Raw genomic sequence first — 26,916 nt, 5'->3', positions numbered from 1 at the left:
CTGCACTGACCTTGGGATCCAAGGAAAAGTGCCCCGGGTCGGACTCGAACCGACACTGTACGGGTTTTGAATCCGTTGCCTGCTGCCAATTGGGCTACCGGGGCTCGCAGAATCCAAGGTTTCCCCCGACCCTCCGCGCGTCCACCATACCGTAGCTAGGTAGGCTCTTGTCAGCAGTACCCGTGCCCTGAACGAGGAGCCCCCGTGACCGCCGAGTCGCCCCAGCCCGTAGACGCGCCCGACGACGACAAGTCGCACGTGCCTCCGCTGACGACCCGAGTCGTCATCGCCGAGGACGAGGCCCTGATCCGGCTCGACCTGAAAGAGATGCTCGAAGAAGAGGGGTACACGGTCGTCGGCGAGGCCGGAGACGGCGAGCAGGCCGTCGAGCTGGCCCGCGAGCACAGGCCGGACCTGGTCATCCTGGACGTGAAGATGCCCAAGCTGGACGGCATCTCCGCGGCCGAGAAGATCGCCGAGGAGTCCATCGCGCCGGTCCTCATGCTCACCGCCTTCTCCCAGCGCGACCTCGTGGAGCGCGCCCGGGACGCCGGTGCCATGGCGTACCTGGTCAAGCCGTTCAGCAAGAGCGACGTCGTGCCGGCGATCGAGATGGCCGTCTCCCGCTTCACCGAGCTGAAGCAACTGGAGCAGGAGGTCGCCGACCTCACCCAGCGCCTGGAGACCCGCAAGCTCGTCGACCGCGCGAAGTCCGTCCTCCAGACCGAGTACGGCCTGACCGAGCCGGCCGCCTTCCGCTGGATCCAGAAGACCTCCATGGACCGCCGCATGTCGATGCAGCAGGTCGCGGAGGCGGTGATCGCGGACAGCGAGGAGAAGAAGGCGGGCCGGAAGGCCTGAGCTCTCGGTGCGCGGTGCCCCGTACCCCGTAAGGGGCGCGGGGAACCGCGCGACCAGCCACGACGGCCCCGCAGATCCGAACGGCGAAATCAGTCCTCGCCCAGATAGGCCTTGCGCACCGACTCGTCGTGCAGCAGGTCCTGCCCGGATCCGGACAGCACGATCGTGCCGACCTCCATCACATGGCCCTGGTCGGCCAGCGAGAGCGCGGCCTGCGCGTTCTGTTCGACCAGCAGGATCGTCGTGCCCCGGGACTTCAGCTCGGCGATCGTCGCCATGATCTTCTGCATCATGATCGGCGACAGCCCCATCGACGGCTCGTCCAGCATCAGCAGCTTCGGCTGGGACATCAGCGCCCTGCCCATCGCCAGCATCTGCTGCTCGCCGCCGGAGAGGGTGCCCGCGGCCTGCTTCCTGCGCTCCCCGAGGATGGGGAAGAGGTCGTAGGCGCGCTGGATGTCCCTCTCGATGCCCGGCTTGTCGCTGCGCAGGAACGCGCCGAGGCGCAGATTGTCCTCGATCGTCATGCGCGGGAAGATGTGCCGTCCCTCGGGGGAGTGGGCGAGGCCCAGCGCGACGATCTGATGGGCCGGGACCTTCTTCAACGACTTGCCGTTGAACCGGATCTGGCCGCCGACCGGCCTCAGCAGTCCGGAGAGCGTGCGCAGCGTGGTGGTCTTGCCGGCGCCGTTGGTGCCGATGAGGGTGACCACCTGACCGGCCTCGACCGTGAACGAGACGCCCTTGACGGCCTCGATCTTGCCGTAGGCGACCCTCAGGTCCTCGACTTCGAGCAGTGCGGTCATCGGTCGTTCTCCTTGCCGGGCGCGGCGTCGGTCGGGTTCTCGGCGTCCGCCGCGGCCGCTTCGGCGGGCTCGGTCGCCTCGGCCGACTCGGTCCCGGCCGCCGCCTCCGCGGCCTCGACCTCGGCCACCTCCGCGGCGCCGGGCGCGTCCTCGAAGGGTTCGCCGAGGTAGGCCGCGATCACGCGCTCGTCGCCCTGGACGGCCGCGCTGTCGCCCTCGACCAGCTTCTCGCCCTGCACCAGGACGGCCACCCGGTCGCAGAGGTTGAAGATGAAGCGCATGTCGTGCTCGATGACGAGGACGGCGATGCCCTGGTCCCGGATGGCGAAGACGAGTTCCTCGGTGGCCCGGGTCTCCTGCGGGTTCATACCGGCCGTCGGCTCGTCGAGCAGCAGCAGACCGGGCTCGCTGGCCAGGGCGCGGGCGATCTCCAGCTTGCGCTGCTCGCCGTAGGGGAGGTTGCGGGCGAGGTGTTCGGCCTTGCGGTCCAGGCCCACGAACCGGAGCAGTTCCATGGCCCGTTCGCGCGAGGCGGCCTCGGCGCGGTGGAAGCCCGGTCCGCGCAGCAGCGCGGACCACAGGCCCTCCTTGGTGCGGGTGTGCCGGCCGACGAGGACGTTCTCCAGCACGGTCATGTTGGCGAACAGCCGGATGTTCTGGAAGGTACGGGCGATGCCGGCCGCGGTGACCTTGAAGGACTTCGGCGGCAGCACCTGGTCCCGGTAGCGGACCTCGCCCTCGGTGGGCACGTACAGACCGGTCAGGCAGTTGAAGAAGGTCGTCTTGCCGGCGCCGTTGGGGCCGATCAGGCCGACGATCTCGCCGCTGTTGACGGTCAGGTCCACATTGCGTACGGCGGTCAGACCGCCGAAGCGCATGGTCACGCCGCGGGCGTCGAGGACGACCTGGCCGGGGGCGGGTGCGCCGGGGGCGGTGTCCTTCGTGGTGGTGTCGGTGGTCATCGTGGTCAGGCCCCTGCCTTGCTGAGGACGGCGGGCGTCTCGGACTCTTCGTGGAACTCCAGCTGGCGGCGCCGGTTCGGGATGAGCCCCTCCGGGCGGAAGCGCATCAGCAGGATGAGGGTGACACCGAACGCGAAGAGCTGGTAGTCGCCCAGGAACTGGAGCTTGGCCGGGATCAGGTACAGCAGGGACGCGCCGACCAGCGGACCGGAGATGGTGCCCATGCCGCCGAGGACCACGGCGGCCAGCAGGAAGGCCGAGTTGGGCGGCACGGCGTAGGCGAACTGGTACTGCTCCGGGGTCACCGTGTAGGTGACGTGGCCCTGGACGGAGCCGGAGAGCCCGGCCAGGCAGGCGCCGAGCGCGAAGGCGATGAGCTTGACCCGGAAGCCGTTGATGCCCATGGCGAGCGCGGCGGTCTCGTCCTCGCGGATGGCGACCCAGGCGCGGCCGATGCGCGAGTCGCTGCTGCGCCGGAACACCACGACCACCACGAGCGTGATGATCAGCATCAGCAGCAGGTAGTTGGCGAACCGGCCGATGGTGGTGCCGAGGATCTGGTGCTGCGCGCCGAAGTCGAAGCCGAGGATGTTCAGGTTCGGGATCGAGGAGATGCCGTTGGAGCCGTTGGTGACGTCCGGGCCCGAGGTGCCGTCCATGTTGAGGACGGTGATCCGGAAGATCTCACCGAAGCCGAGCGTCACGATGGCGAGGTAGTCGCCGCGCAGCCGCAGGGTCGGGGCGCCGATGATGACGCCGAAGACCATGGCCACGACCGCGCCGAGCAACGCGGAGGCCCAGAACGGCCAGTGCACGTGCAGCGGCGAGGACGGCGAACCGGAGACCAAAGCCGCGGTGTAGGCACCGACACCGAGGAAGGCGACGTAACCGAGGTCGAGGAGGCCGGCGAGGCCGACGACGATGTTCAGGCCCAGCGCGACGGTCGCGAAGATCAGGATGTAGACGCCGATCGTCGCGTACTGGTCGCTGGTCTGGGTGAACGGGAAGGCCGCGGCGGCGACGAAGGCGCCGATCATGGTGATGTTCCGGTGCTTCGCGGTGATCGCCGAGACACGGGCCACGAGCCCGGCCTTGGAGACCGCGGCGAAACCGAAGCCGGCGGTGATCAGGAAGCCGATGAACAGCTCGTCGTACGCCGTGCCGACGCCGTAGCTGAAGACGGTCAGCCCCACGGCCATGACGGCGACGATGACGAGGATCTCGGCCCAGGAGGGCAGGGGGCGGGCCGGGGCCGGGGTGTCGGCGGCGAAGGCCGCGCGGAACGTGTTCCAGCGCTGGCGGGTGTTGTGCCGAAGCAGCTCCCAGCCGGTGTCGTCCGGGTCGACCGGGTCCGGCTCCGGCCGCGTGAACGGCAGGGCCAGCGCGCCGATCAGGGCGACGAGCGTGGCGATCGCGACGACGACGCCGCCCGGGTCCAGGTTGACCAGGCCGCCGAGTTCCACGCTGATGGCGATGACGGTGTACCAGGCGGCGCCGAAGGTGCCGAGCGCGGCCATCTTCACCGCGGCGTCGGCGCTGCCGGGCGCCAGCGCGCGAACGCCCCGTACGCCGTAGGAGGCGAGGCCGAACAGGGTGGTGAGGACGCCGCCGATCAGGACGAGGACCTGGAGGCCGCCCGGGTAGCCGTAGACGGTGAGGTCGCCGGGGAAGTCGGTGGTCCAGGTCCAGGACAGGAAGGTGGACACGATCGTGAGGACGCCGCCGCCGGTGGCGAGGGCCCGGCCGAGCGACGCCGGAAGGCCGACGAGGCCGGCGCGGGCGGCAGCGGGGGTGTCCGAAGTCTCGGGGGTCCCGGGGGACTTGGGGGACTCGGACGGTGTGGTCTGTGTGGTCATCGCTGTCACGCCCTGTCCGCGACGCGCTCGCCGAGCAGGCCCTGTGGCCTGAACAGCAGCACGAGGATGAGGAGTACGAACGCCCAGACGTCTGCCCAGGACTGGCTGCCGAACTTGTCCATACCGGGGATGTCCGCGATGTAGGCGGTGGACAGGGCCTCGGCCACACCGAGGACGAGGCCGCCGAGCATGGCGCCGTAGATGTTGCCGATGCCGCCGAGGACGGCCGCGGTGAAGGCCTTCAGACCGAGGAGGAAGCCCATCTTGAAGTCGATCTGGCCGTACTTGAGGCCGTAGGCCACGCCTCCGACGGCCGCGAAGGCGGCGCCGAGGGCGAACGCGATCACGATGATGCGGTCGGTGTTGACGCCCATCAGCCGCGCGGTGTCCGGATCCTGGGCGGTGGCCTGCATGCCGCGGCCGGTACGGGTGCGCATCACGAAGTAGGCGAGGAACGCCATGCTGAGCGGGGCCGCGACCACCAGGAAGATGTCACCGGTCTGGATCGTGACGTTGCCCAGGTTGAAGGGGCCGCCCGGGATGGTCGGGAACGTGCGGGCGGACTTCGCCTGCGGGTACCAGGCCCACACCGCCTGCTGGAGCGCCAGGGACAGACCGATGGCGGTGATGAGGGGCGCGAGGCGCGGCGCGGTGCGCAGCGGGCGGTAGGCGAACCGTTCCGCCCCGACGGCGACGGCGACGGAGACCAGGACCGCGCCGATCAGCATCAGCGGCAGGGCCACCCACATCGAGGTGCCGTCGGGAAGGATGTAGACGTAGACCGTGAGCGCGCCGAACGCACCGGTCATGAAGATCTCGCCGTGGGCGAAGTTGATGAGCTGGACGATGCCGTAGACCATGGTGTAGCCGATGGCGACCAGCCCGTACATGGATCCAAGTAGCAGGCCGTTGACCAGCTGCTGCGGCAGTTCGTTCACCGCATGTCCTCCGAGATGTTCGGACGTTCGACGGATGGGGCCGGATGCGAGACCGCGCGGGGCGCCAGTGGAACAGCGCCCCGCGCGGCTCGGTCGGTGCGGGTGGGTGGGGTCAGCCGCCGTTGTAGGTGCCGGACTCCACGGCCTTCCAGGCGCCGCCCGTCACGGAGTAGACGGTGAGCTGCTTGTTGGTCGCGTCACCGTACTGGTCGAAGGAGACCTTGCCGGTCACGCCGTCGAAGGACACGTTCTGCACCGCGGCGGTCACTTTCGCGCGGGCGTCGGACGGCAGCTTGCCGCCGTTGTCGTCGACGACCTTCTTCACGGCCTCGATGATCGACCAGGCCGAGTCGTAGGAGTAGCCGCCGTAGGCCGCGTAGTCCTCCTTGTAGCCCGCCGCCTTGTAGTTGGCGACGAACTCCTTGGCGGAGGCCAGCGTCTCGACCGGTGCGCCGACCGAGGTGGCGAAGTCGCCGGTGGCGGCGGAGCCGGCCAGCTTGATGAAGGTCGGGTCGTAGATGCCGTCGCCGCCGATCAGCGGGATGTCGGCGCCCGCGGACTTGATCTGCTTGCTGAGCGGACCGGCCTGCGGGTACTCGCCGCCGTAGTAGACCACCTCGGCGCCGGAGCTCTTGACCTTGGTGGCGACCGCGGAGAAGTCCTTGGTGTCGGGGTTGATGTGCTCGGTGCCGACCACCTTGCCGCCGAGCTTGGTGAACTCCTCGGTGAAGGTCTTGGCGAGACCGGCGCCGTAGGTCTTCTTGTCGTCGATGACGAAGACCTTGGTCTTCTTGGCCTTGTTGAAGATGTACTGGGCGGCGAACGGGCCCTGGACGGCGTCCGTGGTCGCCGTGCGGAAGTACGACTTGTACGGACGCGCCTTGGTCTTCTGCCAGTCGGTGCCCTGGGTCAGGTCCGGGCTGGTGTTGGCCGGCGAGACCTCCACCAGCTTGTTGTCGTCGAAGACCTTCTGCATCGACTGCGCGACCGAGGAGTTGAGCGGGCCGACGACACCGAGGACGGAGGTGTCGCCGACGAACGCGGTGGCGTTCTGCTGGCCGGAGGAGGGCTGTGCCTGGTCGTCCTTGGCGGAGATCTTGAAGGTGACGCCCTTGACGATGTTCTGCTTGTTGGCCGTCTTGACCGCGAGGTCCACGGAGTTCTTGATGCCCAGGCCGAGCGCGGACAGGTCGCCGGTCAGCGGGGCGTCGATGCCGATGGTGACGGTGGTGCCGCCGCTTCCGGAGTTGGAACCCTTGTCGCCGCCGCTGTCGCGCGAGCCGCAGGCGGTGAGGGTGAGTGTTCCCGCTGCCAGCGCGGCGGTGATGGCGATGAGCGAACGTTGACGCACGATCAGTCCTTTCCCCAGGACGACCGCCTCCCCATGGAGACGGCCGAGCCGCGCGCCTGAACGACATGACAGGCCCGGAAGGCGAGTCGAAGCGGTGATCCGACGGGCGCGGTGACTGGCGGTGACTCTAGGCGTGTGCAGGGAACGTGGAGGAGACTCTGTCCGAGGCTGTGACGCTCTTGTTATGACACGACGTAATGCAGAGCGGTACTCCCTGGGCGGAAGGTCGGAATTCCGTCCGGTTCGCCCCGTCCGGATGATGAGAACCCGCAGGAATTGCCATGATCAATTCAGGCGTCTCGAGGGTTTTGGTGATGACGTGATCTCGTTGTCGCAGGCGGCTTTCACCGCCTGGGAGAGGTGGTGCGCATACGGCGAACCGAGGATGAAGCTCTGAATCTGCATTGCGCGCACATTACGCAGGGTTACGTCCAGGAAAGGGAGTCCGGCATCCTTGGGCACTTTTCCGCATTCCGTCACGTGCATCGTTATGGTGATCTCGCGGTCGGTGCCTTCCTTGGTGTCAAAGGGGGTTCGCGGGGTCGTCACCAGCGACAGACCCGCGTACGGCTGGGTCACCCGGGCCACGGTGACCGGTGGCCCGGACTCCACTCTCAGTAGCACTGCGAAGCTGAAACTGCGGGACGGCGCCCCGGCCGGGGTGGGCCGGCCGCCCGCGTAGAACACGTCCACCATCTGGGCGGGAAACGGCGCAGGGGGCGGCGGGGGAGAGGCCTCCTGCCGGGGCCGGGTGGCGTAGAGGTAGCCGCCACCGCCGAGGAGTACGGCGGCCGCGGCGAGGGCGAGGACGGCGCGCCGGTGGTGGCCGTACCGGGCCGCCGCGGCCCTGCGGATCCGGCTCGCGGGGCCGGGAGCCGGGCCGGCCGGATCTCCGGCGTCCCACGCGCGCGTGCCCTCGCCGGGCTCCAGGGGGCCGATGGCGTTCACTGCCAGGGGCTTTCACTCGGGATGCCGTACCGGTAGCGGTCGGCGCAGGCCCGTCGTGCCTGACGGTCGATCAACGTATCGGCTGCGGCGGCCCCTTGGCGCCGTTTCACCACCCGTGCGGCGACCACGACTTCGCGCAGGATCGCGTACTGCCCATGGGACAGCCCCATCGACTGGTAGTCGCCGTAGGTGGTGCCGTCGAGCACCGCGCGCGACCAGTGGGAGACCAGACGGGTGCACAGGTCGGCGGGCGAAGTGGGGCCGGGGGAGGCGGATGTGGCGCCTGTGGGCTGCGGGGAGGCGCGTCGCGAGGAGGCGTGCGGCGCGGGGGTGCCGTGGGGCCCGGGGCCGCTGGTGCCGCCGGTTCCGTCGCAGGCCGTGGTGAGCAGCGTCAGCAGCAGCGCGGGCAGTGCCGGCCCGAGCAGCGGGCACCTCACCCCCGGCCGGGGGTCCCCTCGCCGTCCCATGTCCTGAAGCTACGGGGCGGGACGGCGCGGGGCAACGGCCCGGCGAGAGGCGCTCAGCCCGCGGTGGGCGGCACCTGCGCCGCGTCGCCCGGCCGCGCGTCCCGCAGCAGGCAGGTCAGCCGGGCGCTGCACACCCGGCGGCCCTCCTCGTCGCTGATCACGATCTCGTACGTCGCCGTCGACCGGCCCCGGTGCACCGGCGTGGCCACACCGGTCACCAGGCCCGAGCGCACCCCGCGGTGATGCGTGCAGTTCAGGTCCACGCCGACCGCGATCTTCGAGCTGCCGCCGTGCAGCATGGAGCCGACCGAGCCCAGGGTCTCCGCCAGCACGGCGGAGGCGCCGCCGTGCAGCAGCCCGTACGGCTGGGTGTTGCCCTCCACCGGCATGGTCCCGACGACCTTGTCCGCCGAGGCCTCCAGGATCTGCACGCCCATCCGCGTGCCCAGGTGTCCGGCCGAGAACAGGGCGGGCAGGTCGACACCGAGTGCCGCGTACTCGTCGACGACCTCCTGCGGGAACTTCACTCGCTGCTGCTCACCCATGGTCCCGGCTCCGTTCCTCGTCCAGCTGTCCGCTCACAGCTGTCTGATCACATCTGTCTGCTCGCTGAGCAAACGCTCAGTCGGTCGCCGATTGTTCCAGACGACCCGCCGTCCCACCGGTGTGATCTTCGAGACGTACGACGACGGACTTGCTGGCCGGAGTGTTGCTGGTGTCGGCCGTGGCGTCGAGCGGGACCAGGACGTTCGTCTCCGGGTAGTAGGCCGCCGCACAGCCCCGCGTCGTCGGGTAGTGCACGACGCGGAAGCCGGGCGCCCGCCGCTCCACGCCGTCCTTCCACTCGCTGACCAGGTCGACGTACGCTCCCTCGGCGAAGCCGAGCGCCCCGGCGTCCTCGGGGTGCACCAGCACCACCCGGCGGCCGCCCCTGATGCCCCGGTAGCGGTCGTCGAGGCCGTAGATCGTGGTGTTGTACTGGTCGTGCGAGCGCAGGGTCTGCAACAGCAGCCGGCCCTCGGGCAGTTCGGGGTACTCCACCGGCGCCGCCGTGAAGTTCGCCCTGCCCGTGGCGGTCGGGAAGCGGCGCTCGTCACGCGGGGCGTGCGGCAGCGTGAAACCGCCGGGCCGGGCCACGCGCGTGTTGAAGTCCTGGAAACCGGGGACCACGCGCGCGATGCGGTCACGGATCGTCGCGTAGTCCTTCTCGAACTCCTCCCACGGCACCACGCTGCTCCCGCCGAGCACCCGGCGGGCGAGGCCGCAGATGATCGCGGGCTCCGAGCGCAGCCGGGGGCTCGCGGGCGCGAGCCGCCCGCGCGAGGCGTGCACCATGCCCATCGAGTCCTCGACGGTCACGAACTGCTCGCCGGCGGCCTGGAGATCCCGCTCGGTACGGCCCAGCGTGGGCAGGATCAGCGCCCGCGCACCGGTGACCACGTGCGAGCGGTTGAGCTTGGTCGACACGTGCACCGTCAGCCGTGCCCGCCGCATCGCGGCCTCGGTCACCTCGGTGTCCGGGGAGGCGGAGACGAAGTTGCCGCCCATGGCGAAGAACACCTTCGCCTCCCCGTCGCGCAGCGCGCGGATGGCCCGTACGACGTCGAAGCCGTGCGCGCGCGGCGGGGCGAACCCGAACTCCTTCTCCAGCGCGTCCAGGAACGCCGGGGCCGGCCGCTCGAAGATGCCCATCGTGCGGTCGCCCTGCACGTTGGAGTGGCCGCGCACCGGGCACACGCCCGCGCCCGGCCGGCCGATGTTGCCGCGCAGCAGCAGGAAGTTGACCACCTCGCGGATGGTCGGCACCGCGTGCTTGTGCTGGGTGAGGCCCATGGCCCAGCAGACGATGGTGCGCTTCGAGGCGAGGGCCATGGACAGGGCCCGCTCGATCTCCGCGCGCGTGAGGCCCGTCGCCGCCAGTGTCTCGTCCCAGTCGGCGGCCCGCGCGGCGTCGGCGAACTCCGCGAAGCCGTGGGTGTGTTCGCGGACGAACTCCTCGTCGACCGCGCCCTCCGTCTCCAGGATCAGCTTGTTCAGGAGCCGGAAGAGCGCCTGGTCGCCGCCGATGCGGATCTGCAGGAACAGGTCGGTGAGGGAGGCGCCCTTCAGCAGGCCCTGCGGGGTCTGCGGGTTCTTGAACCGCGACAGACCGGCCTCGGGCAGCGGGTTGACGCTGATGATCCGCGCGCCGTTCGCCTTGGCCTTCTCCAGCGCGGAGAGCATCCGGGGGTGGTTCGTGCCCGGGTTCTGGCCCGCGACGATGATCAGGTCGGCCTGGTGGAGGTCCTCCAGCAGGACGCTGCCCTTGCCGATGCCGATGGTCTCCGAGAGCGCCGAACCCGACGACTCGTGGCACATGTTGGAGCAGTCGGGCAGGTTGTTGGTGCCCAGCTCGCGCGCGAAGAGCTGGTACAGGAACGCGGCCTCGTTGCTGGTGCGGCCCGAGGTGTAGAAGACGGCCTCGTCGGGGGAGGCGAGGGCCGCGATGTCCTCGGCGACGATGTCGAAGGCGCGCTCCCAGGTGACCGGCTCGTAGTGGGTGCCGCCCTCGGGGAGATACATGGGGTGCGTGAGGCGCCCCTGCTGGCCCAGCCAGTAGCCGCTGCGGCCGGCCAGGTCCGACACCGGGTGCGCGGCGAAGAACTCCGGCGTGACCCGGCGCAGGGTGGCCTCCTCGGCGACCGCCTTCGCGCCGTTCTCGCAGAACTCCGCCGCGTGCCGGTGGTCCGGCTCCGGCCAGGCGCAGCCCGGGCAGTCGAACCCGTCCTTCTGGTTCACCCGCAGGAGCGTCAGCGCCGTGCGCCGCACGCCCATCTGCCGCTGGGCGATCCGCAGGGTGTGACCGATGGCCGGCAGTCCCGCGGCCGCGCTCTTCGGCTCCTCTACCTGCGGCGCGTCCTGGACCGGATCACCCTTGGGCGGCTTCGTCGCCATCGCCCGCTCCCCTCCGACTGCGTGTGCGTATGCGTATGCGTCGCCGATCCTCCCACGGACCACCGACAACGGTGCCGCCCCGGTCTCCCCCCTCTCCGCGCCCGCCTGCTCCCGGCCCTGCTCCTCCCCGCTCCCGCGACACCGCCCGCACAGTGAGTGACCGGAGCGTGACCCTCGGCCGCCCCGCGATGGAGTGTCAGTGCGGCGTGGCAGGATCGGGGACGTGGCAGAGACAGCATCGAAGAAGACCGACAAGACCCCCGGCGGCACGCGTCCCCGGCTGATGCTCATGGACGGGCACTCGCTGGCCTATCGCGCGTTCTTCGCGCTGCCCGCGGAGAACTTCACGACCGCGACCGGCCAGCCGACGAACGCGATCTACGGCTTCGCGTCGATGCTGGCCAACACCCTGCGTGACGAGGCGCCCACGCACTTCGCGGTCGCCTTCGACGTCTCGCGCAAGACGTGGCGCTCCGAGCGCTTCACCGAGTACAAGGCGAACCGATCCAAGACCCCGGACGAGTTCAAGGGCCAGGTCGAGCTGATCGGCGAGCTGCTCGACGCGATGCACGCGCCCCGCTTCGCCGTCGAGGGCTTCGAGGCGGACGACATCATCGCCACCCTCGCCACGCAGGCCGAGGCCGCCGGCTTCGAGGTGCTCATCGTCACCGGCGACCGCGACTCCTTCCAGCTGGTCACCGAGAACATCACGGTGCTCTACCCGACGAAGGGCGTCTCGGAGCTGACCCGGTTCACCCCGGAGAAGGTTTTCGAGAAGTACGGCTTGACGCCCGCCCAGTACCCCGACTTCGCGGCCCTGCGCGGCGACCCGTCCGACAACCTCCCCGGCATCCCCGGCGTGGGCGAGAAGACCGCCGCGAAGTGGATCAACCAGTTCGGCTCCTTCGCCGAGCTGGTCGAGCGCGTCGAGGAGGTCAAGGGCAAGGCCGGGCAGAACCTCCGCGACCACCTGGAGTCGGTCAAGCTCAACCGCGTCCTGACCGAGCTGGAGCGCGCGGTCGAGCTGCCGAGGACGGTCGCCGACCTGGAGCGCGCGCCGTACGACCGCAAGACGGTCGCGATGGTCCTGGACACCCTGGAGATCCGCAACCCGTCGCTGCGCGAGCGGCTCTACGCCGTCGACCCCGGCGCGGAGGAGGCCGAGACCACCCCCGTCGCCGCCGAGGGCGTGGAGATCGACGGCGCGGTCCTGGGCACCGGCGAGCTGGTCCCCTGGCTCACCGAGCACGGCGCCGGGACCCTGGGCGTCGCCACGGTCGACACCTGGGCGCTGGGCACCGGCTCGGTCGCCGAAGTGGCCCTCGCCGCGGCCGGGGGAGCCGCCGTCTGGTTCGACCCGGCCGAGCTGGACGAGGCCGACGAGAACGCGTTCGCGGCCTGGCTGGCCGACGCCGCCCGCCCCAAGGTGTTCCACAACGCCAAGGGCGCCATGCGCGTCTTCGCCGAGCACGGCTGGAGCGTCGAGGGCGTCGCCATGGACACCGCGCTCGCCGCGTACCTGGTCAAGCCGGGCCGCCGCTCCTTCGACCTGGACGCGCTGTCCCTGGAGTACCTGCACCGCGAGCTGGCCCCGGCCGCCGCGGCCGACGGCCAGCTCGCCTTCGGCGCGGACGACGGCGCCGAGGCCGAGGCCCTGATGATCCAGGCCCGCGCGGTCCTCGACCTGGGCGAGGCCTTCGAGACCCGCCTGGCGGAGGTCGGCGCGGCGGACCTGCTGCGCGACATGGAGCTGCCCACCTCCGCCCTGCTCGCCCGCATGGAGCGCCACGGCATCGCCGCCGACCGCGCGCACCTGGAGACGATGGAGCAGACCTTCGCGGGCGCGGTCCAGCAGGCCGTGAAGGAGGCACACGCCGCCGCCGGCCACGAGTTCAACCTGGGCTCGCCCAAGCAGCTCCAGGAGGTCCTCTTCGGCGAGCTGGCCCTGCCGAAGACCAAGAAGACCAAGACCGGCTACACCACGGACGCCGACGCGTTGGCCTGGCTCGCCACCCAGACCGACAACGAACTACCGGTGATCATGCTCCGCCACCGCGAGCAGGCCAAGCTGCGTGTCACGGTCGAGGGTCTGATCAAGACCATCGCGGCCGACGGCCGTATCCACACGACCTTCAACCAGACGGTGGCCGCGACCGGCCGGCTGTCCTCCACGGACCCGAACCTCCAGAACATCCCGGTGCGCACCGACGAGGGCCGGGCGATCCGCCGCGGCTTCGTGGTCGGCGACGGCTTCGAGTCCCTGATGACCGCCGACTACAGCCAGATCGAGCTGCGCGTGATGGCCCACCTCTCCGAGGACGAGGGCCTGATCGAGGCGTTCACCTCCGGCGAGGACCTGCACACCACGGTCGCCTCCCAGGTGTTCGCGGTCGAGCGGGACGCGGTCGACGCGGAGATGCGCCGCAAGATCAAGGCGATGTCGTACGGCCTCGCCTACGGCCTGTCCGCGTTCGGCCTCTCCCAGCAGCTGAACATCGACGCGGGCGAGGCACGCGCCCTGATGGACACGTACTTCGAGCGCTTCGGCGGGGTCCGGGACTACCTCCGCCGCGCGGTCGACGAGGCCCGCGCGACCGGTTACACGGCGACCCTGTTCGGCCGCCGCCGGTACCTCCCCGACCTCAACAGCGACAACCGCCAGCGCCGCGAGGCGGCCGAGCGCATGGCCCTCAACGCACCCATCCAGGGGACGGCGGCGGACATCGTCAAGATCGCCATGCTCAAGGTGGACGGCGCGCTGCGGGCGGCGGACCTGAAGTCCCGGATGCTCCTCCAGGTCCACGACGAAATCGTCCTGGAGATCGCCCCCGGCGAGCACCGGGCCGCAGAGGAGATCGTCCGCCGCGAGATGGCGAACGCCGTCCACCTCAAGGCCCCCCTGGACGTCTCGGTGGGCGCGGGCCCGGACTGGGAGTCCGCGGCGCACTGACGCGCGGCGCCCCGGGTGAGGGGTGCGTTGCCGGTGAATTCCGGGCAGCGCCCTCTCACCCCGCCGACGGAGGTTTCTTCTCCACCGGGGATTCCTCCAGCGGCAGCGGCGCCCCGCCGGGACGGGACGGTGCGTCCGGGTGGTGGCGCATCCGCCGGTATCCCCGTGCCTACCCGTCTCACCGGCACCAGGGGCCGGGTCCGGTACCGGAGCGCCGGCGAACCCGCGCAGGGGCCCGTCACTCACGTGGCCCCCGCCAAAACGCCCCCCACCCTCCGCAGCCGCAACACTGCGGGCATGGGTATACGCATGCTGCACCGCCGGACGCCCGAGGCGCACATCCGGGCCGCCTGGCAAGGCATCTCCTCGACGCAGGCCCTGCTGCCTGTCTCGCCGGTCCCGGCTCTCGCGGCCGGCGCCAGCACCGCCCGTGTCCCCGTCGACCTCGCGAGGACCGTCCGTACGGCCACCGCCGACCTGCGCCGCAGGTGTGCCGGTCCGGCTGCCTGCGCGGCCCGCGTTCCGGACTGGCGCCAATGGGCCGACCTGGCCCGCGGCTACCTCGCCCTCGCCCTCACCCTCGTCCCGAGAGCGCGCCCCCGGCCCACCCTCACGGTCTTCGTCGCGTCCCTCACCGACCGGCGGGCCGGCTCCGGCCCGCAACGGCCGCCGCGCCGCGATCGCCGGGACCGTCCGGCGCCGGGACCGGACGCCGCACCCTGACCCCGGCGGCGTACAACACCAGCCCCGCGCCCACCCCGAAGCACAGGGCCGGCACCAGGTTCCCCGGCCGGGCCGGAGCGCCCCGCCCGACCACGCCTGCGCCACCCGCTGCACCGCCCCGGCCGCCGCGCAGCCGCCGACGACCACCCCGGCCCACCAGCCGTCCCGCACGGGCAGCGTCGGCACCCCCGGCTCCCGCTGCGCAGCCGCCGCAGCGCCCGTACGGCGAACACGGCGAGAGCGGACGCACCCGCCACGGACGAGCCGTACGGGAGCCACGCGAACAGCGGCACGCCGAGCAGCCGGTCCCGTTCGACGGCCGGAATCAACCGGGTCCCCCAGCGGCCGTCATGGGTGAACGCGCCCCGCACCCCATGGGTCAGCGCGCCCAGCGCCGCGGAGACGTACCGCCACCCCACCCCGGCGACCCGCGCACGCGCGCGTGGCACACCCGCAGCGCACCAGCGCGAGCAACGGCTCGCGGACCGGCAGCCACAGCCTCACCGGCGCCCAGGCGATGAGCACATCGACCGTGACGACTCCGGCGAACGCGTGCGTAAGCGCACCGAACTCCATGCCGCCGGCAGGACATTCGCCGCGTAGAAGGTCATGTCGGGCTCGAAGGAGCCTGCCCTGAGTGCCGCCGGCACCAGCGGGCCGCGCCCCGTCCCGTCACGGCGGACCGCGGGCAGGACGGCCGCCGCGTGGCCGAGTGCGAACGGCAACAGGGCCCCCGCGAACGGTCCTTGGCCGTGCCACCGGAGGCGGTGATCAGGCCTGTCCGGTATGCGGGACCTCCCCGGGCGCCCACGGGCGGGAACGAGAGTCGGCCAACCGGTGAGAACCGGACGTGAACAGGTGCCCGCGGCAGACAAGTTGCCGTAGGGTCGCGAGCGGCGCCGCTCCGGAGCGCGGGTCCCACACACCGCACAGCGGGCACGGCGCAACAGACGCAACCAGAACGCCGGGTCAACCGTCAGACCAGAGCGAGACGGACGGAGACGGACGCAGGGGCGTCCACAGGAGGGGTCACTTTATGGCGGCGCATTTCGGCAGGCGGCTGCGCAAGGGGGCGGCGACCACCGCCGTGGCCGCGGCAGCGGTTGCGGCTCTGTCCGCGTCCCAGGCTCCGGGAGCGACCGGCGGGGACCACGGCAGACAGACGGCGGCCGACGCCTCCACTCCCGTACCGGGCGCCGAGGGCAACAGCGCCACCGGCAACTCGCCGTACTACACGGACCTTCCGCCGCTGAACAGCCCCAACCCCAGCCCGAGCCCCAGCTCCACGCCGAGCGCCGGCACCCCGGTCCCCCAGGGCGACGGGGAGGCCGGCATACCCGCGACGGTCCTCGACGCCTACAAGAAGGCCGAGGCCGAACTGCGCTCCTCCAAGCCGGAGTGCAACCTGCCTTGGCAACTGCTCGCCGCCATCGGCCAGGTCGAGTCGGGCCAGGCCGACGGCGGCCGCGTCAGCGCCGACGGCACCACGCTGACCCCGATCCTCGGCCCGGTGCTCGACGGCAACGGCTTCGCGCTCATCAAGGACACCGACCACGGGGAGTACGACGGCAGCGCCGCGTACGACCGGGCGGTCGGCCCGATGCAGTTCATCCCGTCGACCTGGGCCTGGGCCGGCCGCGACGGCAACAACGACGGCAAGAAGGACCCCAACAACGTCTACGACGCCGCCCTCGCCGCCGGTCACTACCTGTGCCGCAACGGCTGGGACCTCTCGCGCGAGGCCGACCTGAACAGCGCGATCCTCAGCTACAACAACTCGCAGGACTACCTGAACACGGTCCTGAGCTGGCTGGAGTACTACCGCCACGGCAGCCACTCCGTGCCCGACGGCACCGGCGGCCTGCCCAGCCACCGCAGCGACGACGGCACCGCGCACGCCCAGTCGCCGTCGCCGACGCCCTCCGGCCCGCCGAAGGCCAAGCCCGGCTCGAAGCCGCACCCGAAGCCCAGCACACCGGGCACGCGCGGCGGAAGCGGCAGCCCCGCCCCGACCCCGTCCAAGCCGCCCACGCCGACGCCGACTCCCACCGACACGGTGGACCACCTGGAGAACGCGGGCAGCACCCAGCTCACCGCGAGGGCCGACGACACCTTCACCGAGCGGATCTCCGCCCGCGCCGTGACCAAGCTGGGCAACGCCGTCGCCAAGGTGCGGATCCGGTTCATGATCAGCGGCGGCACCGATGCCACGTTCGCCGGCGGCGAGAGCGTGGCCACGGTCGTCACGGACGCCAAGGGCGTCGCCCTCGCCCCCGCGCTCCAGGCGGGCGAGAAGACCGGCGACTTCAAGGTCACCGCGACCGTCGTGGGCCGCTCGCCCCAGGGCGTCGACTACACGGCCACCGTCACCCCGCGCGCCGCCGACACCCTGGCCCGCACCAGCGACACCCCGCTGACCTGCACCCCGGGCGGTGAGTTCGCCGACCAGGTCCAGGTGAAGGCGACGTACAAGGGCGCCGTCGCGGACAAGGTCGCGGCCACCGCCACCCTGATCAAGTCGCCCCTCGACCCGAGCGAGAACGACCAGGGCCCCTACTTCAAGGACGCGAAGGGCAAGACGGTCCGCACCCTCACCGGTCTCCAGACCGACGCCAAGGGCCTGCTCACCCTGCCGAAGCTGTACGCCGACGACGCCACCGGCACCTTCCTGCTCCGGATCACCACCACCGGCGGCGCGGTCCTCACGGTCGAGCTGAAGGTCGCCGCAGGCACCTCGGCGAGCCCGACCCCCAGCACCTCCCCGAGCCCGTCCGCCTCCTCCTGATCCCACCCGAAGAACGCACAGGGCGCCCTCTCCGTTCCCACGGGGAGGGCGCCCCCGTTCGTGCGTGCACCACTGTTCTCATCTCACCGTCCCGTTGCTACGGTGCCGAACCTGACGCACTGTCAGAAGCAGTCGGGGTGACGACCCTCAGGAACCGTTCCGTCCGCCGGGAGGCCCGTATGCGCGCCCTGATCGCCGCCGCGACCGGTCTCGCCCTCGCGTTCGCCCTGGTCCTCACGATCAGCGCGATGGGTTCGCCGACGGGCCGGACATCCCCCCGACCGCTGCTGACAACGGTGCCTTCGCATCCGTAGCCGCACCGCACCCGTAGCCGCACCCCGTCCGGGAGGGAGGCCTCGCATGCGCCGCAAGGCAAGCCTGGTCCTGCTCGCCTGCGCCGTCTTCTGCGCGACGCTGTCCCCGCTGATGCGCTGGTACGCCTTCCCGCGCCTGGCCAGGATCCCCGCGAACCAGTACCAGGACATGGTCCTGGAGGCCAAGGACGCCACCCTCCTCGACTACGGCACCATGCAGGCCAAGAAGGTCCCCGAGGTCACCATCGTGCAGACCCTCAAGGGCGACGTGGCGGCCGCGAAGAAGATCGAGAAGACGGCGGGACGGCCGGTCGTCGTCTGGGACAGCCTGTCCTACGTCCAGGGCCCCGACGGCAAGATGGTCTCCAAGGTCCCCGAGCGCTACATTTTCGACGCCCACACCCAGGACCCCGTGCACGCCACCGGAGAGATGGTCGACGGCGACCCGGTCACCCGCCAGGGCATCGAGTTCAAGTGGCCCTTCCTGACCCAGAAGCGCGACTACGAGTACTTCGACGCCCAGACCCGCACCACCAGCCCCATCCACTACAAGGGCACCCGGACCTTCCGCGGCCTGAAGGTCTACTACTTCGAGCAGACCATCCCCTGGACCAAGGTCCCCATGCCGAAGACGATGCCCGTGCAGGGCATCACGCCGGAGACGGTGGCCAGGACGGGCACGACCCGCTGGTACAGCACCGTCCGCAGGTTCTGGGTCGAGCCCGTCACCGGCGCGCCCGTCTACGGCGAGGAGGACCACAAGGAGGAGCTGCGCGGCGGCACCCTGCTCGGCGGCCGGGCGAGCGTCACGGCGTTCGCCGGTGACGTGAAGATGCGCGAGGACTACATCGAGCACACGGTCGCCCTGGTCGAGCACAACCGCACCCTCGTCCTGGCGCTCACCTCCTATGTCCCCTGGGGCTCGCTCTTCCTGGGGATCCTGCTCCTGGCGCTCTCCCTCTTCCTCGAGGCCCGCTCCCGCCGCCCCCGGGACCCCGCCCCGACGCGGTCGGCGGAGCCGGAGCCGCTCAGCGCCTGAGCCGCGTGTTGGTGTGCCGGGTGGGCTCGGCGGCCGCCGGGTCCTCGGGCCACGGATGCTTCGGATACCGCCCGCGCAGCTCCGCGCGGACGCCGTTGTAGCCGTCCTTCCAGAAGGAGGCCAGGTCGGCCGTGACGGCGGCGGGCCGCCCGGCGGGGGAGAGCAGATGCACCAGGAGCGGCACCCCCGCCACGGACGGCGTCTCGTCCAGCCCGAACATCTCCTGCAACTTGACGGCGAGCACCGGCCGTTCGGGGTCGTCGTAGTCGATCCGGATCCTGGACCCGCTGGGTACGGCGATCCGCTCCGGCGCCAGCTCGTCGAGCCGGCCCGCCTCCCCGCTCGCCCACGGCAGCAGCCGCGTGAGCGCCTGTCCGGCGTCGATCCGGGCGAGATCGGCCCGCCGACGGGCCCGGCTCAGCTCCGGCTCCAGCCACTCGTCCACGCGCGCGTGGAGCGCGTCGTCGGACACGTCCGGCCACGGCTCCCCGAGGTGCCTCCGCAGGAAGGCCAGCCGCCGGCGCAGCGTCTGCGCCTCCGGCGACCAGCGCAACAGCCCGAGACCGTCCTGCCGGAGGCCGTCGAGGAGGGCGGCGCGCACGAGAGCCGGTTCGGCGTCCCGCAGCGGTCGCACGGCCAGCTCGATCGCCCCCAGCCGCTCGACCCGCCGGGCCACGACGTCCCCTGCGGCCCAGCGCACCTCGTCCCGCTCGCTCAGCAGGGACCCGGCGGCGGCCCGCGCCACGTCCTCCCGCACGGCAGCAGCGAGCCGCACACGCGCGTGCCCCGTGCCGCCGGGCCGGTCGGCAACGGCCACGACGATCCACGGCGCCCCTCGCAACGCCGACCCGTCGGCCGTCTCGGCCCGGGTCCCGGACGCCATGAGGTACGACCCGCCGTCGAGCCTGGCCACCCGCTCGGGAAAAGCGAGCGCGGCGACGCGCCCGGCGAGCTCGTCGTCCTGGGGACCCGGCCCCACGGGAACGGCACGTTCCGACCGGGCGTCATGGGCCGCCGGGCGGGCGGGACCGGAGGAGACGGCCCGCAGCCGCCGCACCTCCGCGGCCCACCGCACCGCGTAGGCGTCACCCCCACGCCGCGCGCGTCGCAGCGCACCGGCGAGATCGTCCCCGTAGTCCCGCGGTACCTCTTCGGACAACAGTGCGACCACCTCCGCACCCTCACCCGAGGTGTCCAGCAACGCCCGCCCCAGCCTGGGGTGCACCCCGAGCCGGGCCAACCGCACACCGAGCTCCGTGGCCCGCCCGGCGGAGTCCACCGCCCCCACGGCCGTCAACGCGGAGCGCCCGGCCGCCATCGCCCCACTCGGCGGCGGATCCAGCAGTGCCAGCCCGGAGGCGTCCGGATCGCCCCAGCAGGCCGCCTGAAGGGCGAACGCGGTCAGGTCGGCCAGCTTGATCTCCGGCGCCGGAAAGGCCGGCAGACGGCCGTCCTCGGCCTCCGTCCAGCACCGGTACACCGCCCCCGGCGCCTCACGCCCCGCGCGCCCGGCCCGCTGCCGCCCGGCCGCCCGCGACGCCCGTACGGTCGTCAGTCCGCTCAGCCCGCGCGCGTGGTCCACCCGCGGCTCCCGCGCCAGCCCCGCGTCGACCACCACCCGCACCCCGGGCACGGTCAGCGACGACTCGGCGACGGACGTGGCCAGCACGACCCGGCGCCGCTCCCCGCCCGCCAGCACCGTGTCCTGCACAGCGGCCGGAGCCCGCCCGTGCACCTGGAGCACCTCGACGTCCCCCAGGTCCCCGAGCTGCCCGGCCACGCGCGCGATCTCGCCGACACCGGGCAGGAAACACAGCACGTCGCCGGCCCGCTCGGCCAGCGCCCGCCGCACCAACGACGCCACGTGCGCCAGCAGCGTCCGATCGACCCGCATCCCGTGCGGCGGCCGTACCGGCCGCGCCGGAGGCGCCCACACCACCTCCACCGGATGCGCGACACCCGCCGCCTCGACCACCGGCGCCCCGCCGAGCAGCCGGGCCCAGCCCGCCGCGTCCGTCGTCGCCGACGCGGCCACGAGCCGCAGCTCCGGCCGCAGCGTCTGCCGCACGTCCCAGAGGAAGGCGGCCGCCGTGTCGGCGTCCAGATGGCGTTCATGACATTCGTCGAGCACGACGACGTCGACGCCCGGCAGCTCCGGGTCCCGTTGCAGCCGCTGGAGCAGCACACCCGTCGTCACGACCTCCACGCGCGTGTGCCGGCCCACGGCCCGTTCGCCGCGCACCGTGAAGCCCACGCTCTCGCCGGGCTTCTCGCCCAGCAGCCACGCCATCCGCCGCGCCGCCGCCCGCGCCGCGATCCGCCGAGGCTCGGCCACCACGACCCGCCGCGCCGGGCCGCCCCCGGCCAGCCCCGCCAGCACCAGCGGCACCAGCGTCGTCTTGCCGGTGCCGGGCGGCGCCACGAGGACGGCGGTGCCGCCCGCCTCCAGGGCGGCGGTCAGATCGGGCAGGGCGGAGCGCACGGGCAGCGCGTCCAGGGCGTCGTAACGGATCACGCCCCCCAGTGTCGTACGACGGGAAACGCACCCCACGCGCGCGTGCGCCTCCCCTCGCAGGCGAGGGGGGCGCACGGGGAACGCGGGTGAGGGGTCAGTCGCGCTCGCACACGAAGACGGCCGTGCCGGGGAGCAGACTCCCGCGCAACGGGGACCAGCCGCCCCACTCCGAGGTGTTCCAGGCCGGCCACTCCGGCTCCACGAGGTCCACCAGCCGGAAACCGGAGGCCACGACGTCCCGGACGCGGTCGCCGAGCGTCCGGTGGTGCTCGACGTACACCGCCCGGCCCTGCTCGTCCTGCTCCACGTACGGCGTGCGGTCGAAGTACGAGGAGGACACCGACAGGCCCTCGGGGCCCGGCTCGTCCGGGAACGCCCAGCGGATCGGGTGCGTCACCGAGAAGACGAACCGCCCGCCCGGCCGCAGCACCCGGCGCACCTCGCGCAGCACCAGCCGCGGGTCCGCGACGAACGGCAGCGCCCCGTACGCGGAGCACGCCAGATCGAAGGAGCCGTCCGCGAACGGCAGCGCGGAGGCGTCCGCGCAGACGAGGGGAAACGATCCGCCGATCCGCAAAGCGTGCTGGAGCTGGCGGTGCGAGAGGTCCAGCGCCACCGGCCGGGCCCCCTGGGCGGCCAGCCAGCGCGCGCACTGGCCCGCGCCCGCACCGATCTCCAGGACCTCCTTGTCCTTCAGCGCCTCCGGCGGACCGAGCAGCTCGGCCTCCACCTCGTCCAGGCCCTCCGGACCCCACACGAAGCGGTCGTCACCGAGAAACGTGCCGTGTTCGACCTGGTACTCGTCCGCGTTACGGTCCCACCAGCCCCGATTGGCGCGCGCGCTCTCCGTGACACCGGCGTCACGCCGTGTGGCCTCCGAGGTGGAATCCACGGTGTTGCCCGGGTCATAGCTTTCCGGCTCTTGGATGATCGGCTCCCTCGTCGTACTCTTCCGTCCAACCCGCCGGGGTCTGTCACGGAAGGGTCCCGGAGGCCTGCGTGTGGCCACCCGGGACGAATCTTCTGCCGGGTATGCGGCGATCCGCCCCCCGTGTGCGCCTTCGCGCATTGACCCTGTCCGGCTGCCCCCGTATGCTACAAGTTGCGCTGCGGGCCTGCGCACCTCAGACGTAGCAGGCTGCGCTCGCATCTGTTGTATGTCCTCTCGGTTCTCGAGGCGCCACCAGCGGTTTTGTGGGGCGCTTCCTTGGCTGTCCGGCTTCATCAGAGCGATACGGGCTCCCGGCGTAGCAGTACCTACGACTTCAATGTCCGTACCGGAGCCCTTTCCCACATGACGAGCAGCACCGAGACCACCGCCACCACCCCGCAGGTTGCGGTCAACGACATCGGTAACGAGGAAGCCTTCCTCGCCGCGATCGACGAGACGATCAAGTACTTCAACGACGGCGACATCGTCGACGGCGTCATCGTGAAGGTCGACCGGGACGAGGTCCTGCTCGACATCGGTTACAAGACCGAAGGTGTCATCCCGAGCCGCGAGCTCTCGATCAAGCACGACGTCGACCCCAACGAGGTCGTCGCCGTCGGTGACGAGATCGAGGCCCTCGTCCTCCAGAAGGAGGACAAGGAAGGCCGCCTGATCCTCTCGAAGAAGCGCGCCCAGTACGAGCGTGCCTGGGGCACCATCGAGAAGATCAAGGAAGAGGACGGCATCGTCACCGGTACCGTCATCGAGGTCGTCAAGGGTGGTCTCATCCTCGACATCGGCCTCCGCGGCTTCCTCCCGGCCTCCCTGGTCGAGATGCGCCGTGTCCGCGACCTCCAGCCCTACGTGGGCAAGGAGCTCGAGGCGAAGATCATCGAGCTGGACAAGAACCGCAACAACGTGGTCCTGTCCCGCCGTGCCTGGCTGGAGCAGACCCAGTCCGAGGTCCGCCAGACGTTCCTCACGACCCTCCAGAAGGGTCAGGTCCGCTCCGGCGTGGTCTCCTCGATCGTCAACTTCGGTGCCTTCGTGGACCTGGGTGGCGTCGACGGTCTGGTCCACGTCTCCGAGCTGTCCTGGAAGCACATCGACCACCCGTCCGAGGTTGTCGAGGTCGGCCAGGAAGTCACCGTCGAGGTCCTCGACGTCGACATGGACCGCGAGCGCGTCTCCCTGTCGCTGAAGGCGACCCAGGAAGACCCGTGGCAGCAGTTCGCCCGGACCCACCAGATCGGCCAGGTCGTCCCGGGTAAGGTCACCAAGCTGGTTCCGTTCGGTGCGTTCGTCCGCGTGGACGAGGGCATCGAGGGTCTGGTCCACATCTCCGAGCTGGCCGAGCGCCACGTGGAGATCCCGGAGCAGGTCGTCCAGGTCAACGACGAGATCTTCGTCAAGGTCATCGACATCGACCTCGAGCGTCGTCGCATCAGCCTCTCGCTGAAGCAGGCCAACGAGTCCTTCGGTGCCGACCCGGCCTCGGTCGAGTTCGACCCGACCCTGTACGGCATGGCCGCGTCCTACGACGACCAGGGCAACTACATCTACCCCGAGGGCTTCGACCCCGAGACCAACGACTGGCTCGAGGGCTACGAGAAGCAGCGCGAGGAGTGGGAGCGCCAGTACGCCGAGGCGCAGGCCCGCTTCGAGCAGCACCAGCAGCAGGTCATCAAGTCCCGCGAGGCCGACGCCGCTGCCGCGGCCGAGGGCGGCGAGGCTGCGGCTCCGGCCGCGACCGGTGGCTCGTACTCCTCCGAGGGCGCCGACACCTCCGGTGCGCTGGCCTCGGACGAGGCGCTGGCCGCGCTGCGCGAGAAGCTGGCGGGCGGCCAGAGCTGATCGCTCACCGCTGAGGCTTAGCCGATAGCTGGTCCTGAGGGGCCGTACCTGCCGAGGTGCGGCCCCTCAGGTGTGTCCGGGGACCGATCGCTCGTCGTTCGCCGCGGTGCCGGCGTGGTTGATCGCGCAGTCCCCCGCGCCGCTGGGGAATCGCCGCTTCCTTGATCGGGAAGGCGCCGGGCGGGAATGCCCCCGGTCCAGCGGACGTTCATCCTGAGGAACACGAGGAGGAGCGGTCACAGTGCTTGATCCGCAGGGTTTGTACGCATGGGAGCCGAAGGGCCTCGCCGTTGTCGACATGGCGCTCGCCCAGGAGTCGGCCGGCCTTGTCATGCTCTACCACTTCGACGGATACATCGACGCGGGTGAGACCGGCGACCAGATCGTCGACCGGCTGCTCGACTCACTGCCCCACCAGCTCGTGGCCCGTTTCGACCACGACCGGCTCGTGGACTACCGGGCCCGCCGGCCCCTGCTGACCTTCAAGCGGGACCACTGGACCGAGTACGAGGACCCGACCCTGGAGGTCCGCCTCGTCCAGGACGCCACGGGCGCCCCCTTCCTGCTGCTGTCCGGGCCCGAGCCGGACGTGGAGTGGGAGCGCTTCGCCGCGGCCGTACGGCAGATCGTGGAGCGGCTCGGCGTGCGCCTTTCCGTGAACTTCCACGGCATCCCCATGGGCGTCCCGCACAGCCGTCCGGTCGGCCTGACCCCGCACGGGAACCGCACCGACCTCGTCCCCGGCCACCGCAGCCCCTTCGAGGAGGCCCAGGTGCCCGGCAGCGCCGAGTCGCTGGTGGAGTACCGCCTCGGCGAGGCCGGGCACGACGTCCTGGGCGTCGCCGCGCACGTCCCGCACTACATCGCCCGCTCCCCCTACCCGGACGCCGCCCTCACCGTGCTGGAGGCCATCACGGCCGCCACCGGCCTGGTCCTGCCCGGCGTGGCGCACGCGCTGCGCACGGAGGCGCACCGCACGCAGACCGAGATCGACCGCCAGATCCGGGAGGGCGACGAGGAACTGACCGCGCTCGTCCAGGGCCTGGAGCACCAGTACGACGCCGCGGCCGGCGCCGAGACCCGGGGCAACATGCTCGCGGAACCGGCGGACATTCCGTCCGCCGACGAGATCGGCCGGGAGTTCGAGCGTTTCCTGGCCGAGCGGGAGGGCGACAACTGACCTCTGCCGGTTCCGTTGTGAGCGGCAGGGCCTAAGCTTCGGCACATGCTGAAAGTGGGCCTGACCGGTGGCATCGGCGCCGGCAAGAGCGAGGTGTCCCGGCTGCTCGTGGAGCACGGCGCCGTGCTGATCGACGCAGACCGCATCGCACGCGAGGTCGTGGCGCCGGGCACCCCCGGTCTCGCGGCCGTGGTCGAGGCCTTCGGCACGGACGTCCTCGCCGCCGACGGCAGCCTGGACCGGCCCCGGCTCGGGTCCATCGTCTTCGCCGACCCCGAGAAGCTCGCCGTGCTGAACTCGATCGTGCATCCCCTGGTCGGCCTCCGCTCCCGCGAACTGGAGGAGGCGGCGGCCCCCGACGCCGTCGTGATCCATGACGTACCCCTCCTCACCGAGAACGGTCTGGCGCCGCTGTACGACCTCGTGATCGTCGTGGACGCGAGCCCCGAGACCCAGCTCGACCGGCTGGTACGGCTGCGCGGAATGACCGAGGAGGACGCACGCGCGCGCATGGCCGCGCAGGCCACGCGCGCACAGCGCCGGGAGACAGCGGACATCCTGATCGACAACGACGTCCCCCTGGACACGCTGCACAAGCGTGTCGCCGACGTGTGGGACGACCTCGTACGACGCGCTCGCGAGGCGTCTGCGGAATAGCGGGCCCCTGACCGGGCGTTGAACGCTCCGAGTAAGGGAAGGACTCTGCCGTGCCCGAGACCAGCGGTTCCACCGGACGTACTCCCGAAACGCATGTCATCGACTTCCGTGCAGCCGAGCAGCTGCTCAACTCACGGGACCCGCGGGGCGCGGTGAAACTTCTCGACGGAGTCATCGCCGTACACCCGGAGAACACCGCAGCCCGACTGCTCCGCGCGCGTGCCTTCTTCGCGGCGGCGCAACTGCGGCCCGCCGAGCTGGAGTTCACCATCGTGCTGGAGCGCGAGCCGGACAACGCGTTCGCGCACTTCGCCCTGGCCCGCACCTACGAACGCCAGGGCCGCACCGACCAGGCCAAACGCCATTTCCGGCTGGCGGCCGCGCTCGACCCGAATCCGGAGTACCTGAAGGCGGCCCGCTTCGACGACTGACCGGCGGCCCCGCGAGCGGCGGCGCGGTGCCGGGGCGGTCACGGATGCCGGTGCCTGTGCAGGCGCGGGTACGGCGGCCGGTTCCGCGGCGACCGGTCGGGCGGCGACACGTCGTCCGGCGGTGGGTACGGCGGTACGTCACGGCCCGGCTGGTAGTGCGGGCCCTGCCGCATGTGCCGCAGGATCATGGTCATGTCGACGGTGACGACCAGCCACAGCACCCCGCAGGCCGCCGCCCAGCCGGGGCGCCCGGCCAGCACGAACGCGGCCGTGCCGAAGATCGACCAGACCAGCCCCCACATGCTCAGCCAGAACCGCGCTCGCAGCGCACTGCGCGCGGTCGACGGTTCACTGCCCGTACGCATGGGACACCACCACTCCTCCCAGCAACGTACTCTTCGGGGACGACGTTCA

At 71.4% G+C, this 26,916-nt stretch carries 21 protein-coding genes, 1 tRNA gene and 2 pseudogenes; 10 read left to right on the top strand and 14 right to left on the bottom strand.

The window, feature by feature from the left end; genetic code table 11:
* Positions 1–29 precede the first annotated feature (29 nt).
* A tRNA-Leu gene (locus BIV23_RS22625) sits at positions 30–104 on the bottom strand.
* Between the two features lie 100 nt (positions 105–204).
* Here BIV23_RS22625 and BIV23_RS22620 point away from each other — a divergent pair.
* Complete coding sequence (locus tag BIV23_RS22620) at positions 205–861, top strand: ANTAR domain-containing response regulator (protein WP_071382749.1); 657 nt, start codon at positions 205–207, stop codon at positions 859–861.
* Positions 862–950: 89 nt separating this feature from the next.
* Here BIV23_RS22620 and BIV23_RS22615 read toward each other — a convergent pair whose 3' ends face one another.
* From BIV23_RS22615 to BIV23_RS22575, 9 genes are all read right to left on the bottom strand, one after another.
* Positions 951–1,667, bottom strand: a complete 717-nt coding sequence (locus BIV23_RS22615) for an ABC transporter ATP-binding protein (RefSeq protein WP_071382748.1) — start codon at positions 1,665–1,667, stop codon at positions 951–953.
* Positions 1,664–2,629: an ABC transporter ATP-binding protein gene (locus BIV23_RS22610; RefSeq protein WP_071382747.1), complete on the bottom strand. Its 966-nt coding sequence runs from the start codon at positions 2,627–2,629 to the stop codon at positions 1,664–1,666. The genes BIV23_RS22615 and BIV23_RS22610 overlap by 4 nt, the downstream gene beginning before the upstream one ends.
* A 5-nt stretch (positions 2,630–2,634) precedes the next feature.
* On the bottom strand, positions 2,635–4,485 hold the full coding sequence (locus tag BIV23_RS22605; RefSeq protein ID WP_071382746.1) for a branched-chain amino acid ABC transporter permease: 1,851 nt from the start codon (positions 4,483–4,485) through the stop codon (positions 2,635–2,637).
* A 5-nt stretch (positions 4,486–4,490) separates the two neighbouring features.
* A complete protein-coding gene (locus tag BIV23_RS22600; protein WP_071382745.1) occupies positions 4,491–5,423 on the bottom strand; it encodes a branched-chain amino acid ABC transporter permease in 933 nt (310 codons plus the stop codon).
* 112 nt (positions 5,424–5,535) lie between these two features.
* Positions 5,536–6,774, bottom strand: coding sequence for a branched-chain amino acid ABC transporter substrate-binding protein (locus BIV23_RS22595; protein WP_071382744.1), 1,239 nt, complete (start codon positions 6,772–6,774; stop codon positions 5,536–5,538).
* Between the two features lie 285 nt (positions 6,775–7,059).
* Entirely contained in the window at positions 7,060–7,722 is a 663-nt protein-coding gene (locus tag BIV23_RS22590) for a Tat pathway signal sequence domain protein (RefSeq protein WP_071382743.1), read from the bottom strand.
* Entirely contained in the window at positions 7,719–8,189 is a 471-nt protein-coding gene (locus BIV23_RS22585) for a hypothetical protein (RefSeq protein ID WP_071382742.1), read from the bottom strand. Before BIV23_RS22585 ends, BIV23_RS22590 begins: the two co-directional genes overlap by 4 nt.
* Positions 8,190–8,242: 53 nt before the next feature.
* Complete coding sequence (locus BIV23_RS22580) at positions 8,243–8,734, bottom strand: hotdog fold thioesterase (protein ID WP_071382741.1); 492 nt, start codon at positions 8,732–8,734, stop codon at positions 8,243–8,245.
* A gap of 76 nt (positions 8,735–8,810) precedes the next feature.
* Positions 8,811–11,123: an FdhF/YdeP family oxidoreductase gene (locus tag BIV23_RS22575; RefSeq protein ID WP_071382740.1), complete on the bottom strand. Its 2,313-nt coding sequence runs from the start codon at positions 11,121–11,123 to the stop codon at positions 8,811–8,813.
* A gap of 223 nt (positions 11,124–11,346) precedes the next feature.
* Here BIV23_RS22575 and polA point away from each other — a divergent pair, with 223 nt between their 5' ends.
* Both polA and BIV23_RS22565 read left to right on the top strand, forming a co-directional pair.
* Complete coding sequence (gene polA, locus BIV23_RS22570; RefSeq protein ID WP_071382739.1) at positions 11,347–14,073, top strand: DNA polymerase I; 2,727 nt, start codon at positions 11,347–11,349, stop codon at positions 14,071–14,073.
* 297 nt (positions 14,074–14,370) lie between these two features.
* On the top strand, positions 14,371–14,796 hold the full coding sequence (locus BIV23_RS22565) for a hypothetical protein (RefSeq protein WP_071382738.1): 426 nt from the start codon (positions 14,371–14,373) through the stop codon (positions 14,794–14,796).
* On the opposite strand, the pseudogene BIV23_RS46545 reads toward BIV23_RS22565, so the two are convergent.
* Positions 14,705–15,521, bottom strand: a pseudogene (locus tag BIV23_RS46545) (DUF4184 family protein). The gene BIV23_RS22565 and the pseudogene BIV23_RS46545 overlap by 92 nt on opposite strands.
* A 311-nt stretch (positions 15,522–15,832) precedes the next feature.
* Here BIV23_RS46545 and BIV23_RS22560 point away from each other — a divergent pair.
* The 3 genes from BIV23_RS22560 to pgfA all read left to right on the top strand — a co-directional run bounded on the left by BIV23_RS22560 (position 15,833) and on the right by pgfA (position 18,934).
* A complete protein-coding gene (locus tag BIV23_RS22560) occupies positions 15,833–17,581 on the top strand; it encodes a lytic transglycosylase domain-containing protein (protein WP_071382737.1) in 1,749 nt (582 codons plus the stop codon).
* Positions 17,582–17,760: 179 nt separating this feature from the next.
* Positions 17,761–17,895 carry an SPW_0924 family protein gene (locus BIV23_RS48785; RefSeq protein WP_107471226.1) on the top strand — a complete coding sequence of 45 codons (135 nt, stop codon included), beginning with the start codon at positions 17,761–17,763 and terminating at the stop codon, positions 17,893–17,895.
* A 46-nt stretch (positions 17,896–17,941) separates the two neighbouring features.
* Positions 17,942–18,934 (top strand): cell envelope lipid trafficking protein PgfA, encoded by a 993-nt coding sequence (gene pgfA / locus BIV23_RS22555; protein ID WP_071382736.1) that lies wholly within the window; start codon positions 17,942–17,944, stop codon positions 18,932–18,934.
* Here pgfA and hrpB read toward each other — a convergent pair.
* Both hrpB and BIV23_RS22545 read right to left on the bottom strand, forming a co-directional pair.
* Positions 18,924–21,449, bottom strand: a complete 2,526-nt coding sequence (hrpB, locus tag BIV23_RS22550; protein ID WP_071382735.1) for an ATP-dependent helicase HrpB — start codon at positions 21,447–21,449, stop codon at positions 18,924–18,926. The two genes, pgfA and hrpB, sit on opposite strands and share 11 nt — an antisense overlap.
* Before the next feature lie 94 nt (positions 21,450–21,543).
* Positions 21,544–22,518: a class I SAM-dependent methyltransferase gene (locus BIV23_RS22545; RefSeq protein WP_245790602.1), complete on the bottom strand. Its 975-nt coding sequence runs from the start codon at positions 22,516–22,518 to the stop codon at positions 21,544–21,546.
* Between the two features lie 225 nt (positions 22,519–22,743).
* On the opposite strand from BIV23_RS22545, the gene rpsA reads away from it, so the two are divergent.
* The 4 genes from rpsA (at position 22,744) to BIV23_RS22525 (ending at position 26,502) form a co-directional block, all read left to right on the top strand.
* Positions 22,744–24,234, top strand: coding sequence for a 30S ribosomal protein S1 (gene rpsA, locus BIV23_RS22540; RefSeq protein WP_071375501.1), 1,491 nt, complete (start codon positions 22,744–22,746; stop codon positions 24,232–24,234).
* 241 nt (positions 24,235–24,475) lie between these two features.
* Complete coding sequence (locus BIV23_RS22535; RefSeq protein ID WP_071382733.1) at positions 24,476–25,414, top strand: PAC2 family protein; 939 nt, start codon at positions 24,476–24,478, stop codon at positions 25,412–25,414.
* A gap of 45 nt (positions 25,415–25,459) precedes the next feature.
* Positions 25,460–26,071 (top strand): dephospho-CoA kinase, encoded by a 612-nt coding sequence (gene coaE, locus BIV23_RS22530; protein WP_071382732.1) that lies wholly within the window; start codon positions 25,460–25,462, stop codon positions 26,069–26,071.
* Between the two features lie 50 nt (positions 26,072–26,121).
* Positions 26,122–26,502, top strand: a complete 381-nt coding sequence (locus BIV23_RS22525; protein WP_071382731.1) for a tetratricopeptide repeat protein — start codon at positions 26,122–26,124, stop codon at positions 26,500–26,502.
* Positions 26,503–26,615: 113 nt separating this feature from the next.
* Here BIV23_RS22525 and BIV23_RS22520 read toward each other — a convergent pair.
* Positions 26,616–26,867, bottom strand: a pseudogene (locus BIV23_RS22520) (DUF6343 family protein); the annotation flags it as partial.
* Between the last annotated feature and the right edge of the window lie 49 nt (positions 26,868–26,916).

Source organism: Streptomyces monashensis (genome assembly GCF_001866665.1).
Classification (GTDB): Bacteria; Actinomycetota; Actinomycetes; order Streptomycetales; family Streptomycetaceae; genus Streptomyces; species Streptomyces monashensis.
This window is presented reverse-complemented; position numbering and strand designations above follow the sequence as displayed.